Origin of the sequence: Metabacillus herbersteinensis (assembly GCF_042433335.1) — a bacterium.
GTDB lineage: Bacteria > Bacillota > Bacilli > Bacillales > Bacillaceae > Metabacillus > Metabacillus herbersteinensis.
Map to the genome: position 1 here is coordinate 38,197 of NZ_JBHLVO010000027.1, position 15,200 is coordinate 53,396.

Annotated in this window: 12 protein-coding genes and 5 pseudogenes; 5 read left to right on the forward strand and 12 right to left on the reverse strand. The window is 35.9% G+C overall.

The features are described from left to right. Window positions 1-5 precede the first annotated feature (5 nt). The gene (locus tag ACFFIX_RS21530; protein ID WP_378937733.1) at window positions 6-593 is read left to right on the forward strand and encodes a hypothetical protein; all 588 of its coding nucleotides are present in this window, start codon (window positions 6-8) and stop codon (window positions 591-593) included. A gap of 560 nt (window positions 594-1,153) precedes the next feature. On the opposite strand, the gene ACFFIX_RS21535 is transcribed toward ACFFIX_RS21530, so the two are convergent. Next, window positions 1,154-2,074, reverse strand: coding sequence for a site-specific integrase (locus tag ACFFIX_RS21535; RefSeq protein WP_378937735.1), 921 nt, complete (start codon window positions 2,072-2,074; stop codon window positions 1,154-1,156). A 129-nt stretch (window positions 2,075-2,203) separates the two neighbouring features. Between ACFFIX_RS21535 and ACFFIX_RS21540 the strand changes: the two are divergent. Together ACFFIX_RS21540 and ACFFIX_RS21545 are read left to right on the forward strand one after the other, a co-directional pair. Then, window positions 2,204-2,911, forward strand: a pseudogene (locus ACFFIX_RS21540) (Tn3 family transposase); the annotation flags it as partial. 335 nt (window positions 2,912-3,246) lie between these two features. Continuing rightward, window positions 3,247-3,597, forward strand: a pseudogene (locus ACFFIX_RS21545) (transposase); the annotation flags it as partial. Here ACFFIX_RS21545 and ACFFIX_RS21550 read toward each other — a convergent pair. Continuing rightward, window positions 3,567-3,734: pseudogene (locus ACFFIX_RS21550) on the reverse strand (IS3 family transposase); the annotation flags it as partial. The pseudogenes ACFFIX_RS21545 and ACFFIX_RS21550 overlap by 31 nt on opposite strands. Window positions 3,735-3,838: 104 nt before the next feature. Between ACFFIX_RS21550 and ACFFIX_RS21555 the strand changes: the two are divergent. Further along, window positions 3,839-4,864: pseudogene (locus ACFFIX_RS21555) on the forward strand (IS1595 family transposase). A 128-nt stretch (window positions 4,865-4,992) separates the two neighbouring features. Here ACFFIX_RS21555 and ACFFIX_RS21560 read toward each other — a convergent pair. From ACFFIX_RS21560 to ACFFIX_RS21605, 10 genes and pseudogenes are all read right to left on the reverse strand, one after another. Continuing rightward, the gene (locus ACFFIX_RS21560) at window positions 4,993-5,763 is read right to left on the reverse strand and encodes a MeeY/MeeF family manganese export membrane protein (protein WP_251157374.1); all 771 of its coding nucleotides are present in this window, start codon (window positions 5,761-5,763) and stop codon (window positions 4,993-4,995) included. 123 nt (window positions 5,764-5,886) lie between these two features. After that, on the reverse strand, window positions 5,887-6,207 hold the full coding sequence (locus ACFFIX_RS21565; RefSeq protein WP_311316000.1) for a sporulation protein: 321 nt from the start codon (window positions 6,205-6,207) through the stop codon (window positions 5,887-5,889). 34 nt (window positions 6,208-6,241) lie between these two features. After that, window positions 6,242-6,367 carry an FbpB family small basic protein gene (locus ACFFIX_RS21570; protein WP_285855299.1) on the reverse strand — a complete coding sequence of 42 codons (126 nt, stop codon included), beginning with the start codon at window positions 6,365-6,367 and terminating at the stop codon, window positions 6,242-6,244. 395 nt (window positions 6,368-6,762) lie between these two features. Beyond that, window positions 6,763-6,957, reverse strand: a complete 195-nt coding sequence (locus ACFFIX_RS21575) for a hypothetical protein (RefSeq protein WP_378937738.1) — start codon at window positions 6,955-6,957, stop codon at window positions 6,763-6,765. A 320-nt stretch (window positions 6,958-7,277) separates the two neighbouring features. Next, window positions 7,278-7,646 (reverse strand): Na-translocating system protein MpsC family protein, encoded by a 369-nt coding sequence (locus ACFFIX_RS21580; protein WP_251157375.1) that lies wholly within the window; start codon window positions 7,644-7,646, stop codon window positions 7,278-7,280. A gap of 173 nt (window positions 7,647-7,819) precedes the next feature. Continuing rightward, complete coding sequence (locus ACFFIX_RS21585; RefSeq protein WP_251157376.1) at window positions 7,820-8,110, reverse strand: DUF6407 family protein; 291 nt, start codon at window positions 8,108-8,110, stop codon at window positions 7,820-7,822. A gap of 134 nt (window positions 8,111-8,244) precedes the next feature. Further along, window positions 8,245-9,084 (reverse strand): DUF6671 family protein, encoded by an 840-nt coding sequence (locus ACFFIX_RS21590; protein ID WP_378937776.1) that lies wholly within the window; start codon window positions 9,082-9,084, stop codon window positions 8,245-8,247. 39 nt (window positions 9,085-9,123) lie between these two features. Then, a pseudogene (locus ACFFIX_RS21595) lies at window positions 9,124-9,646 on the reverse strand (carbonic anhydrase); the annotation flags it as partial. 73 nt (window positions 9,647-9,719) lie between these two features. Then, window positions 9,720-12,356, reverse strand: a complete 2,637-nt coding sequence (locus ACFFIX_RS21600; protein WP_378937741.1) for a DUF2309 domain-containing protein — start codon at window positions 12,354-12,356, stop codon at window positions 9,720-9,722. Between the two features lie 14 nt (window positions 12,357-12,370). Continuing rightward, window positions 12,371-13,888 carry an NADH dehydrogenase subunit 5 gene (locus tag ACFFIX_RS21605; RefSeq protein ID WP_378937743.1) on the reverse strand — a complete coding sequence of 506 codons (1,518 nt, stop codon included), beginning with the start codon at window positions 13,886-13,888 and terminating at the stop codon, window positions 12,371-12,373. Window positions 13,889-14,954: 1,066 nt separating this feature from the next. On the opposite strand from ACFFIX_RS21605, the gene ACFFIX_RS21610 reads away from it, so the two are divergent. Further along, the gene (locus ACFFIX_RS21610; RefSeq protein ID WP_251157325.1) at window positions 14,955-15,098 is read left to right on the forward strand and encodes a hypothetical protein; all 144 of its coding nucleotides are present in this window, start codon (window positions 14,955-14,957) and stop codon (window positions 15,096-15,098) included. The last annotated feature ends 102 nt before the right edge of the window (window positions 15,099-15,200 follow it).

Here is a 15,200-nt window from a genome sequence, read left to right on the forward strand (position 1 = left end):
GAAAGTTGGACTACCCTTTAATGGATCCGCCTTTTGAGGTAAAACCTTTTGGGAAAATGTCAGCCAAAGAAGCGAAGAAACACTTTGAATGGTATGTTTCAGAAGTGCCTAATCGAATAAATCTATTGATTGATTTATTTGGTGCTACTGGGGGCGGAGAAAAGAAATACCTAGATTTATCCCCTAAGTCATTAATTATTTTATGGGAATGGTTCTTGCCTAATATTAAAACCACCTTAAAGACTAAAGAAGAGATAGATGATCAATTACAAAATATTCCTGATTGGCTTAAAGATGAAGTAAGAAGAAACAACAAAAGGTTGAGTGTGGCTAGCACTACATTAGCAATGGATATAGCAATTTATTTTGCAGAAACATTAATAAAACATTTCGAAAAAAATTTAAAATGGGGGTACATTACAAAACCTAAATCATTAGAATATGTTAACAGCCCAGTGTTAGTAGGGTTCAAATCTGATATGGAACTAAACCCGAGAACTGTAGTTTACAATTTAACTCTTGATGCAATTGATGGCAATACTAGTAAAGAAGCACTTTATCAATTATTCAAAGTTTGGCTTGAGTATATTTAAGACAGCACTCAAAGATTAGCTACGTACCCTGGCGCTTAGCGCTGGGGATTTTATTTAAAGATAAGAAACCCTAAGCCGAATTCCCCTACACTAAGGGAGATTCGGCTTTATTTGCAGTTATTGATTTAAAATGTTTTTGTTCATTATGAGTATACTCTTATAAACAAAGAATCCTTAGATTCTATGAAATCTAAGGATTCTTTGTTTGCTAATAATTCAGTGTTATGTAAACAACAGGTGCTTCGCCTGTTTACCATCCTACAGAAAAAAGAGAAAAAATCCCACCGTTATGAGAAAAAGACAGTTTTTTATATATTGGGTGACTGTCTATCAGTGTACCCTGTGTCACAAGAAAGTAACAAAGCGTTAAAATATTTCCCTATTTCAGGGAATTCGGCATACCTTTATTTAGTAGTGGTGAATGTTGTCTTGCGGAAACAGCTCTACCCTAAGAATTCATCGGTGTTAACTGATGGGCATGTCCGGTAATCCCTTATGTTTAAAAAGTGGAAATAAAAACCATGCTGTGACTCATTTTTACAAGTATCTCGGTTGTACCCCTATGTATGCCGAAGCATATGAGGTGTAAAATTTATTCCTGTTTTGTTCTTCATCCGTTTAATTAAAGAACGTACAGAACCATCAGTCATTGGCTTACCACGATTTGGTCCAGTTAAAGTGATAAAAACATAATTGCTATCAATTTCGTAAGAATGATGGTCTATTAGATAATCTTGAAAGAGATTCATAGTCTCTATAGACACATAAACTTTTCGTTTTTCTCCGTCTGATGTTTTGGATTTCCTAACCGTTATAGCGTTTTTACCTATATCAAAATCCTCTACCCACAGAGAAAGGGCCTCTCCAATCCGTAATCCTCCTTCATATAATATATGGAATAATAATTCATCCCGTATATTGCTGCACGCATCATGGATGACTTGGATTTGATTTTTACTCAAGGTTTTGATTAAACGCTTTGTTTCCTTAATCTTTAAAATGTTTTTATCATAAGAATTCCCTTTTGTAATGTGATGAAGGAAAGGTTTAAAAGTCTTAAAACGTCCAGGGACTTGCTTTTTTAATTGATCATTTAAATTTCCAACGTAATCCTCGTTACGAGTCAGATAGTCATAGAACCCTATGACACAGGTTATGATGGTATTGACCGTTTTTTCTGATCGTTTTGCTAAGGTTTCTTCAAAGTAAATGACTTTTGTAGATTGATCAGGAATTCTTAGCCAACCGATGAATTGAGCCAAAATATCAAGGTTTACTTCTTGATATCTTAATCCACTCTCCTCTAGGAATTGAAAGTAAAGCTTTAGATGGTAACAGTATGACTTTAGTGTGTTTTCAGCTTTTCCAATGTTATCTAAATACTTTATATACTTTGCAACAGGTATGATAGGATACCCAGCCTTGTCAATTAAAAGAAATCTTTTCTTCTCTTGAATGAGGACTTCTTGTACTTTCAACATTACCACCCCCTGGTTTCATAAGATACTATATATTCATAAATTTCATAGTACACATAACGATTCTTTAAAGAAATAAAAAAGAAGTAGTTGGTATCGTAAGATACGTTAATAACTACTTTTAATACTAGTACAATTAAGGCTGGTTATACAGATCAAGTCTTTGGGTTAAGTCATATTCTTGGCTTTCGATTTGCACCAAGGCTTAGGGATCTTTCTGACACTAAGCTTTACACAATGAGTACTGCACGTGATTTTCCAAAGATAGAAAGTATATTACGAGGGCGTATTAATACAAAATTGATCTATGATAACTATGATGATGTACTAAGGCTAGCTCACTCAATAAGAGAAGGAAAAGTATCCGGTTCACTCATAATGAGTAAATTGGGGTCATATTCACGACAAAATAAATTAGCAACAGCTCTTCGTGAAATGGGACGGATTGAAAAAACTATCTACATTTTAGATTATATTTCTAACGAAGCATTACGACGTAGAGTTCAAAAAGGATTAAATAAAGGTGAAGCGATGAATGGCCTTGCTAGGGCTATATTTTTTGGTAAAAGAGGTGAATTAAGAGAGCGAGGTCTTCAAGAACAACTTCAGCGAGCAAGTCGAGCAAGTGCTCTAAATATCCTAATAAACGCTATTAACGTTTGGAATACCGTTTATTTAACAGAAGCTACAGCTGCTTTAAAAGATAAAGGGCTATTCAAAGAGGAATTAATGCAACATATCTCCCCTTTAGGTTGGGAGCACATCAATTTCCTTGGGGAGTACTCATTTGATATTAACAAAACTACTAAATTGAGTTCGTTGAGACCTTTAATAAAATAATGAAGAAAGACGAATTTTCTTAGAGTAGGAAAACTCGGCTATTTTGATGTCGAAATTTGCTTAGCGTATGTTTTCCGCGTTTTGCTACCGGGACCCCTATATAATCTACGTCCCTTATACAACTGTCGATGCGTTAAAAAAGACAGTGTATGATATTCTCGCTGAATTAGATAGTGAGGCTGATATGAAGAATTGTTTTATTGAAGCAGATGTTTATTGCGATGAATTAGGACTCTCATGGTAATTTCAAGGATTTCTCTTTTATTACCATATTAAATAAGTAAATTACTTTTACTGGAAGAAATCCTGCGGACTAGAGCAGCTACCCTGTCACTAGGCCTTATTCAAGTAAGCAATCGATAGAAGAACGCGAAAACCTGTTAGACCGCGACTTTACTACTAAGACTATTAATGAAAAATGGGTAGCTGATATTACTTATATCCACACTCTTAAAGATGGATGGTGCTATTTAGCTTCTGTAATGGATTTGCACTCTAAAAAAGTTGTTGGATACTCTTTTTCACAAATCATGAATACAGACTTAGTGATGAAAGCATTAGATAACGCATATTTGGCACAAAACCCAGCAAATGGGCTTATTCTGCATACAGATTTAGGCTCTCAATATACCAGTGAAGAATTTCGGAATTACGTTCAATCAAAGGGTACCCTAATGGAGTTCTCGATCTCTTGTGGTGTTTTATATCCCAAACTACCATGAATCCTTTTACGATTATACCAGCCTTCAATGTATTGAAATAAAGCTATCGCAGCTGATTTGTGATCTAAATATTTAACATGAGGGTTTTCTTCTTTCTTCAGGGATTTTTATGCAAGGCTTTGTTAAGGCTTAGGGTTGATATTGTTTAGATTCCGGTAAATTGTGCCATCCTGATCGTAAGAATATTACGAAAGAGGTAAGGCTGATGCCGACTTTAGCGAATGTCCTAGCTGACGTTTCAGATTTAGCAGACAAGGATAAAGAATATCTATTTGAATTTCTTAAACGTATTTTTATCCCATAAGCTTCTCAACAAGGTAACTTGATTGGTGAGCTTAGAGAACGTAAATTTACTAGTGGTTATCATTGTCGACATTGCGGAAGTGTGTCCGTTGTTCGCTTCGGTAAGCGTAATGGTCGTCAAAGGTATAAATGTAAGGATTGCTTTAAAATCAGCAATGACCTAACAAATACTCCACTATATCGGTCCAAAAAAGCTAATAAGTGGATTACGTTTATAGAATGTATGCTAAAGGGGCTATCTCTTCGCGAATCTGCTAAAATTGTCGGTGTTCATTTCACAACTTGTTTCTAATGGCGGCACAAGATCCTATCTGCTTTGGCAAGGCAACAAACACCTTCTTTTGAAGGCATAGTAGAAACTGATGAAACCTATTTTTTAGAGAGCCGCAAAGGAAGAAATGTTATCACAGATAGAAAACCTCGAAAACGTGGTGGTTCTGCAACTAAACGAGGCATTTCCTCTGAACAAGTATGCGTACTAGTCGCAAGAGACCGTAATAAAACTACATTATCCAAAGTAGTAGGAATGGGACGTATACTCACTCAACAATTAGATGGAAATTTAACACCACTTCTACATGGTGATACTGTACTGTGTTCGGATTCTCATCACTCATACAAGTCATATTCAAAAATAAATAATGTCGAACATATCATCATAAACACTAGTAAAAAAGTGTATGTTAAACGTGGTATCTATCACTTGAATAACATTAACAACTACCATTCTCGACTAAAGAAATGGATAAGAAAGTTCAACGGTGTTTCAACGAAATATTTGCAACTATACTTGACCTGGTTTCAGTTTCTTGAAAACCGTGAAATGGAAGCAGATTTGAGCAAAAAGAAACTGATGCTCTTTTTAGCCTGTGTATTAGGTACTTGGGAAACGGCAGACACCTTACGATTACGGACAGAAGCATTCTAAAGCCTTATAATTTCAATTTTTTAAATCAACCCTTATCAATAACAAAGCGTTATGCAAAAAAAAGAACCGGTTTATCTGAATCTCCTTCCGGCTCTTTCCTCAAAAATCTCGTATTTTAAAAATCTAAGTTATTCCGAAGGCTGTTTTTCGTCCGTTTTTTTAGTCAGAAACCAGCCAGCTGCGGCAATCCCAATCAAAACAGTATAGAAGATGAGCTTCCATTCTGTTGAATGTGCAAATTCATATGAAATAATTCCGACATCTGGATGTCCTAATGTAAAGATGGCAAGTTTTACACCAACCCAGCCGACAATCGCAAAAGCGGCAATTTCAAGACCTGGCTTTGCATGAAGCAATTTCACAAAGTAGTTAGCAGCGAAACGCATGATAATTAAACCGATTAATCCACCGGCAAAAATGACGAGGAACTTACCACCATCTATACCCCCAATGTTCGGAATATTTGTGTTCGGAAGGGTCATAGCCAGCGCAACAGCAGCCAAAATTGAGTCAACAGCAAAAGCAATATCTGCCAATTCTACTTTAAAAACTGTTCCCCAAAAACCGGATTTCTTTTCTTCCTTTTTTGCCTTATTCACATCTTTATTTTTAATGACGAGTTTCCTCAAAATATGATTGATTGCGATGAATAACAGGTATAAAGCACCTATAGCCTGTACCTGCCAAACATCGACAAGGAAAGAAATGATGAATAATGAACCAAGGCGGAAAACGAAGGCACCTACTAGTCCATAGAAAAGTGCTTTTTTTCTTTCGTCCTCAGGAAGATGCTTTACCATTATGGCCAGTACAAGCGCATTATCCGCTGCCAACAAGCCTTCGATGGCGATTAATAATAGCAATACCCATCCATATTCTAATAAAATTGAAAGTTCCAATTAAATTTTCCTCCTATTAAATAGTTCTATGTCTAAAAATAGTTCTAGCTGTGTCATTATTTCTAATATCCTCAGTGATCCGAATAGCATCCTGATCCAAGCTTTCTAGACTTTTTTTGAAAGCTAGTCCTGTTTTAAATCGATAAGATAATGTGGCTGTCGATACTCGGGTAGAGTTCGGTAGCCGGAAAAGATAGCATCTGCCTGAATACACTTGGTTGTTAAAATAGTAACAGAATCAACGATTTCTTCGTTTTTCTCCTCCCTATCCATTAGGACCAAATCACAATCGATCCGTTTCAGTTGTTGTAATATAGTTCCACCTTTAATCAAGAAATATCCCTTTACCTGCTCACCTGCCCTATATGTTTCCTTTTCAAGTATAAGATCGATCTGTGTTGATCCTATTCCTAATAGTGCCCTATATTTCTCAGAATCATGAATGTCTTCCTGTTTTTATTTCGGGATCTTTAGCCACTTATTTTTTGGGCATTACATGTCTTGCATCGAGCCGTTCCTCTATTTTTGCAACCTGCTTTTTATCTTTCAAGAGATCCTCTTTATTTTTTTTGACCAACTCCACAAAGGATACTTTTCTTTTCATAATCCTTCTCACCATTCTTTCTATAGTTTGATATCAAAAAGTCCTATTCATGCAACTCAGATCTGGAAAAACAAAAAGACTTTTACCAATAGGCAAAGGTCTTGCTAACAACGAATTCGCTGCCAACAAAGCCGAGAGATTAGAAATCTCCGAAATGACGACTTTGGTGTAAAAGCTACTCCCCTTTTAAAAAGGATGTAGTATTAATGTATAGCTTTAGTTTAAATATTAAGTCAACCATTCTTTCTCACTTTTTAGTTCTAAGGATTACTATAACTTTTATCTAGCTAAGAACTTCAATAAAGCTATTATATTCTATTATTAAGACCTAAATCGTAAAAAGTCATTAAAAATTGAGGGGAATGCATATAAATATGAATAATATGTATCGCTCTTTAGCTTCCTTGTTCCACAAAAGGGCCATTCACAAGGTCGTCATTGAGAGAACGAGTGTTTACCGGTATTGTGGGAACAGAATGCGGGGCGGCAACCACGGCACTCTGTTTCTTTTTTAATTGGTCTGCTAACGAAATAACGGATTCGGATATTTGTATAGCCGTAATTTCTTCCCCTTGACAATAAAAACGCATTACGCCAGATAGCGATTCTTTTACCAGGATTTCCTTTACAGCGTATTCTTTAGGTAGTAGCCATTTATGTCCTTTATAAGAAAAAGTACTATCAAAATGTGTTTTACGATAAACTGGGTAGCTAGTATCATAATCAAGCTTTGGTAACGGACCTAGTTCTCTTCAGACCAACGTTCTTGTGGTGAAATTCCTGTTGTATCATTACTCTTTCGATTGCCAATACGGTCTAACCAACCCTCTACAATGGTTATCGTAGACATTATGATATAGTACTGTTTACAAAAATATTATAATTCTCAAGGTGACATCCCTTTATTTTTTTACATAAAAAGATTTTTCTCAAGATCATTAAATAATTTAAATACCATCACACGTTCACCTGTACGAGAGCTTATATCAGTATGAAAACTTTTCACTTCTTCTCCCGTTATAGTTAATATAATACCCTTAAGATCTTCTATACCTGATTCAACTAATTCCGAACGAGTTTTCTTTATAGTTAACATTCCCTCTTTTGTTTCACAAACGGTATATTCAGCTGGTGTTAAAATACCTTTTAGATTTACAATAATCATATCCCTTAATATATCTGTCTTAACTGATACAGACCCACGCCCAAGAAAATCCTTTTCCCATTGAGTAATTGCCTTACTTATCTCAGATTCATAAGAACCTTTAGATATTTTCATATATACTACATCTCCTATCAAACCAAAAAATTGGTTTATTCCATATGCTTTTTTTAGTCTTTATGACGATTTTCATCCTTATAAAATAAAGTTGAGCGCCTGTCGTCAATCCTGAATTCAAAAGTTTCCAAGATGCATGCTATATTGACAAAATTGATTATTCTAGCCATCAATTAATAATCTCTAATGACATGACCTTCATATACACCTTCAATATCCAATTCAATTTCACTGTTCCTTGTGATCTCTACAATTTTGGATAAAATGTTTTCTTCCATCATAGAGTGTATATATAAAAATCTAATAACACCTGATTGAGTTTCCTCAAGTTCTTCATAAGATTTTAAATTATAAACATCAATTGCTTTTCTAATAACTCTTTTTATACATTCTAAATCTTTATAATCAAACATACTAATATCTTCTATTGTTTCAATTACAAAATCAGTTAAATTAGAGTCCATTAAATTCTCCTTATAACCAAGAAAAACATTATCCCTATTATTTAAATTCTAATAAGAAAGAATTGATTCACTTAATATAAAAACTATATAAAAAGCTAAAAGCTTTATTGCTCCTAGCTCCTGGCTTCTGATTCTTAAGGATTACACCAATCACAATAAGTGGGAGATGATGTTGTAACACCATCTTGACGGGGTTCTTCTTTTTTAAAATTGCAACTAGGACAGCCATAAACTTCTTGAGCAATTTGTTTTGTCCTAAGGCCACAAGCTTCACAAGGTAACCCACGAACCACATCTATTACTCCCCATCCTGGACAACAACAATTTGGACAAAAGTTCATCAATCGAACAGCTAATTTTTCCGCCAACTTATTGATTACCTTCATCCGAGTAGGGTTTCTATGAGCTCGCATATCTGTTTCAACATAAACTAAACCATCTGCAGATGCAGAAGTACAAAGATCAATGGCTTCCTTTACCTCAGAAGCTCTCTTTAATCCCTTAAAAGTAAAACCTTGAATGAAACCTGAATTTGGTCTAACCACTAAGGCATGGGAAGGGAAATGTACCTTATCTAAGAAATCTTTAAGATCATTAAATGTAGAAATTGTTTTTGCATCAAAATTAGTCTCACCGCTTACCTCATGCTCTATAACCTCTATTCCTCGCTCTTCATCAATCCATAAAAGAATCTCATGATCCTCTGCAACCCAAGGAAGATAACGATGTGGTCCAAAACTGCCTTCACTAGCTATTCCAAGAGGGAGACCAAGTTCCTCCATTCCCATTCTTGCTTTTTTCCGGAGAGTTTCTAAGGGCGTAAGCTCTCGCTCTATCTCTCCAGAAAAGGTTCCTAACATGTCTGTATTGATCTTATTAGGGACTTGTATAGAAACATTTAAGAATTTTTTAAAAGGTTGGACAATTGCCTGCTGTTTCCCATGCATTGTAGATAAAACTGCCTTTTTCCCCATGTATGGGTGCATAGAAGTTAACTCCCCCTTCCATTTCAGATGATCAGGTAAGGTTTGACGCTGTTTTATTAGTAGGAACCTCCACAATTGAGGATTTTCCATCCTTATTATTAACTACTAAACCTCGAACTTTAACATATGACGGCACTAATGGATGATGACGAATGATATCAACACTTTTTTCGATATTGCCACTACCATTTTCTTTTCCATTTAGCCATTCATCGACCGTATCACCTGAAAATTCAGGCCTGCAATTTTGAAAAAGATAATCCAATGTTTGTATTTTGTCTTTCATTGATTCAAGTTGAGTTAGTACATTAACTGTGTCAGTCCTCTTATCATTTGTTCCTACAACAAAAATCTCCTCAACATTTTCCTGATAAATAGCAATGATAACAGACCTCATTATATCTCCATAAGGATGTGAGATTAAGGTATCATAGCTTTGTATAGTCAGCATGTTTTCTGCTCGTATATTAGTCACTTCTTGTAAAATAGGCTCCAACCCATTTTCAATGTCCGTTAAAAATAGTGCTTTTTTATTTTTATCTAAATTCATTTAATACACCTTTCCTATTTTTTAAATTTTTTGATTGAGTAAAAAATCATTATATAAATGTTTATTTTAGCAGTTACCAATTTTCCCAGCGTCCATCTGGATCAACACTAGCAAGTCGAACCCATCCATTTTGAACTTTTTCTCGATATACTGAATCATTATTTAATAACCGTTCTACATATTCGCTAGGTGCTTGGATGACAATCAGCAAACGAAGAGGAGAATGATAAGCCTCGTGATCTGATTGCATGACGGATTGCCAAGGTAGTCCGGCTAACAAGTCACTTGCATTCCCCTGCATAACACCGAGACCTGCTGTAACGGTTTGAGTAACTTTATTTCCACTACCATAATAATGAGGCGCTACCGTTGAAGCGTAATATTGTAGATTGATCCATTGGGCCACCGTTCCTGGTCCTGCAATAATATTAGCTAGGAGATCACCACCTTCATCCTGCTTCCAATCATAATTATGAAGGAAGGCTCTACCTTCCAAGTCACAATCCTGAGTTAGTTCACGTTGGCCGATAATAAAAGCTGCATTACGAGCTAATCCCCATTCCGGACGTATCTCACTCCAATCTTCCGCAAATCGGTGTGCCTCAGCCTTTGGATTTTTAAGTTTCGATTGGAAATTCGGTAATAGGGCTAGACGCTCTGCATTTGCTTTATGGCTCACTTTCGGCATAATAGCTTCGATACGATCAAATGCTTCTTGTGCAGCTTCGGAAAGCTCAGGAACATAAATCCAGTGTAATTCATCCACCGTTGTTTTATGCTCAGCAGCCACGAAAACGGTGTCCTCAGGGATTTTAATTCCTTCAGAAGAAAGCTCTTCTCTTACCTCAGGAAGGTTGCATAAAGCAGCTAAAACCCTAGCATTGAATCCACCTGCCGCCCCACCGCAGGCACCACAGTCGAGAGCAGCGGCATAGGGATTGTTGGTACTTTTACTACCATGACCACATATTACGACTAATGGTGCGAAATTTTTTGTTAACCCCATCATTTTCAGAGCTTGGCGCGCATAATTCACTTTTTCTTCTTCAGAAAAACCAACAGGTATCTCTGCTTCTGTATTATGAACATGATTAAGCGAGAGCGTTATATTAGGTTTGCGTAACCAAGTCTCACAAAGGTTACGAATAAAACGATCTGCTCCTCTTGGCACAAAACTACGTGCTACCATTTGTAGACTAAGCCAAGGTCCACTTAGCTCAGGTAAAAGTAAGCTCGAAAGTACATTCTGTTTCATCATTTTAAATGTATAGCTTAAGGAATTAACTGCCTGCTTACGTTGTTGATATGATTTGAGTTCATTTTCATTTGCAGACTCTTTTATTTTGTGTCGAGGCTTTAGTATAACTGGCAAGGAAGAATGGCTGTGATTACTCCCGAGTTCACTTGTTGCTATTGGTAAGCCAAAGAAACCGGCAATTCCAATCGTTTCAAACGGACCTTCTTTTTCAAGTTGACGACGAAAAGGTTCTGATCGTACATCAATGCAGAATGCAAATTGAGCTAATGCTGATTTTTTATCGTTTGTCTCACGTTGTTTAGAGAATATCTTCTGACCTAATCGATCCGTGTGTGTTTGTTCCCAAGCTTCTAACCAAAGTTTCCTGCGAAGCTTCTCATCAAAGCTGTAGGCAAATGATAAATATTCGTTTTGTTCAGCGGCTGACATCTGTGACCATTCCTCGATTGTAAGGTCCCCCCAATGGATCCAAGATGCTATAAGGGGAGTAATCGAAACTCTTTTCCCAGATCGTTGATTGGTCAAAGGTAAGTAAGGCTTTATAAGCGCCAATTCCATAGAAATTCGAACTGCTAAATATTTTGTTAGGAGTGCATGTTCATGGCTCGATTGTCGGGAGCGCCAAAGCATCATCCCTGCCCACCCAGGTAAGGAAAGTAAATGACCTTCAAGATAAGTCTGTATCTCTGATTCAGGTATTTCTAGTACGAATAACGCTTCTTTTAAAGCCATATGTGCCTCTTGTGGCCAACCTTTTAAACTTTCGCGTTGCTTTTTACTAAGTGCCGGATCATATTGAATGAGACGCTGCCAGGCACGATAGAAACCTTCCTCACGATTTGGCATTGTCCAACCTGCCTGAGAGTCATCAAGATATAATTTACACCACTTGATGACATGATGATCAAGAATATTAACTAACCTGTCACCATCTTTATTCTCTACATGCGAACTTATTGGTTGCATTGGAAAATTCTCGATATTATCCGTATTCAGTCCACTAAATTTACCTACCAATTTCTCTACCAATTTCTCCAGCTTGCGTGATGATAAAAGGTTAGAAGGTAATGGAACTAATTTTAGTGCAGCATGGCAAAATCGCTCTGCCACGTCCCGTGGGATATTAAAGGAATGTGAATCAAGCCAACGCTGTAGCCCCATTTTCACAAAAGCTTCATCAATCTCACCTTTACTCTTTGCCGAATGGATCATAGACGCACTAGGGTATATATCAACATCACGAGTATTTTTTAACCAAGCTGCAACCTGGTCAAAAGATTGCTTTTCAAGTCCCATCCATGGATTACGTGCTGCAAATGTAGAAATAGGCCAAAGTGGTGCAATCACTCGGCTAGCAGATTCAATTAAAACGTTAATATCACTTTCTTGAAAATCAATATCTGTATCTTTCTTTTTTGCATTTTCTTTCGTTAATACGGATGTTACACCCATCACTGATGACCTCCTTATGATAAGTATTGTTTAAGGTAGTTTGGATGACTCTCTACTGACTTTGGTTTTGCTTCACCTAATCGCACTAACCAAAGATAGAGTACTGCGAAGAAAACAGATGAACGATTACGAACAACCCACGTACCTAAAGCACTACCAAATAGTAAGAGACATACGACAATGATGACAACTGAAATTGGAGGTTGAACACTTTGAAAAACGGTTGTATGCAACCACTCATAGAAGAGGTTATGAATGATAAAATAAACGATGGCTGCTCCTCCTAAAAATGATAAGCCAGCAATTCGACCAATTCTCCCCTCTCCAAAAGCTACGAGCTGTGTCCAAGAAACGGACAATGACCACCCTAAGATTAGCGCACTAATCAATTGATACCCCTCTCCAGGAGCCATGAGCCAAAAAGCAACCCCTACAACTAAGGCTAAAATCCGACCAGCCATGATCCATAAATAGGATGACTTTTCATTAACGCGAGTCGATACTTCGAAACGACGTACTGCCGAACCAGCCTGTAAAAACAGCGTAGCTTTGAACAAACCATGTAAGATAAGATGAATAATGGCTGCTATATGAGCACCTAATGCACACTGAATGAGCATAAACCCCATTTGTCCAATCGTTGAGCCTACTAACTGACGTTTATAGTCAACCTGGACTAAACTAATTCCAGATCCAATCAATACAGAAATGCTTGCAAGAATAAGTAACATAATCGAAGCTATATCACCATTAAAAAGAGGTGAAAATCGAGTTAGCATAATCCCACCTGCATTTACTAAACCTGCGTGCATAATCGCAGAAACAGGAGTAGGAGCAACAACAGACTCAATTAACCACCTTTGGAAAGGCCATTGGGCCGCAGGAATTATCACTGCTAATATAATCAATAAATTAATCCCTGTTCTCTCCCATGATCCAAGTTGAGCTAAACTATCATTTGTTAGAGCTAATGATAACTGCCATTGACCTGTGACTTGAAAAAGCCAAATCATCGCGAATAACAGAGAAAACCAACTTAACATAAATAATCGACCAGAAACCTTGGCTGCTTGACTAGTTATTTTCCAAGCACTGTTTAAACTTATAAGTAAGGTTAAACCGACGAGAGTTGCTCCCCAAAATATAACCATCAAGCGGAGATCACCACTTAACCATGCAATTGAAGCAGCACCTGTAGTGAAAGTAAAAAGCGCAAAATATTTTCGATAAGAACGATCCCCCATTAAGTAACGTACAGAAAAACGCTGAATGATTAAACCAATTGTAAGAACAAAGAAAGCCATTAACCAAGCTAAGGAATCTAGGTACCAAGGACCAAGATTTCCATTCTCACTACTATTAACAAGAGCCACTAAGGAAACCAAAGGCGGTAATGCCACGATACCAATATGAATGCGAACAAAACTCAAGGGTACTCGTGGATGTAAAAACAATAGTCCACTTAGCCCAGAAGCAATAAGCATAATAAAAAATAATGTTAACAATGATGACAAACTCAGCGAATCTAACATTTCAAATTCTCCCTTTTTTAAATGATGTTAACGTACAAAAAATCCTTTTAATTAAGGTGATATTTTTCTAGAATTTCATACAATTTTATTTTCTTCTTTTATTGGTTAAATGTTGTTTTTCAATAAAAAAAACCGACAACTTCAAAACTTCAATGATGATATTAAATCATTGAATCTTGAAAATTGTCGGCTTCACTTCAACTAACTTCAGCGAAGTTTTTTGAAGAGCTACCTTTTTATAGGTTATATTACTATGTTTTAACTTCCTTCTAAAGAAAACATCGGTATAACTTTAATTTAGTCCCTTGATTATGAAATAAATCGATTTACGTTACTCTTCCTTTTTATATTAGGATACTTTTTCAACCAGTCAATATTAAATATTAAATATTAAAAGAATGCTAATGGCCAAATTATTTAAAAAGGCGAAAATAAACATCTGCCGATTATTAAGTTAAGTATAAGATATGCCAAATTTTAAAAATTGTCAACAAGAAAGCCCCCATAAATGAAGTATCAATTTCCTCTTTTTTAAACAACATATTTGATAACTATCGTTTTAGCTTAATACATTCCTTCACAATCTCTTTCCTATCATAACATATTTATCCAATTTAGTATCCCTGAAAAGTACCGAAAACGGACGTTTATGGAACTTTCCATTGAAGATAGTAAATCCCCCCTATAACTTTTATATTTATTTTGCGCTTTTTTTAATACTTATTTTGCGTAATAACACAAATAAAGGAACATATATATTAGCTTGACTAATATGTATGTTCCTTTTATATCTTTTCAACAAATGAGCCCTTTAAATGGAGAACGATCTCCCGATTATGGAATTATGATGTTCCACCGTATGAAATGAACTTTTTTCTCTAGAATTTGCTGAAGAGCTTTTTCAATTTTGGAAAATTTAAACTTAAATCCTTCTCTTTTCTAATCATTCCGGGAATACCCTACAAATTCTTAACATCATTGTTGATTTTACCTTAAAAAGGGAATATTTTTTTTGATTAGGTAGATACTGAGAAAATAATATATTTCTTGAAGGGAGAAATTAACTTTGAAAAGAAAAAAATACTTACTTGTACTAATATCTTCTGTTTTATCCCTAGGATTTCTATTTGGATGTAATGGCGTTGATGAAGATGAACCAGATCCAACTGAAGAACCTTCTGAAGAACAAAACAATGAAAATAATCAGTAACTAATTATTAAAAGATTAATCATTGTAATTCAATACAAGTTAAGAAAGGAAGTTTTTCATTCAAATCATGATTGAAATCATAAAAAGTATCATTGGAGAAAT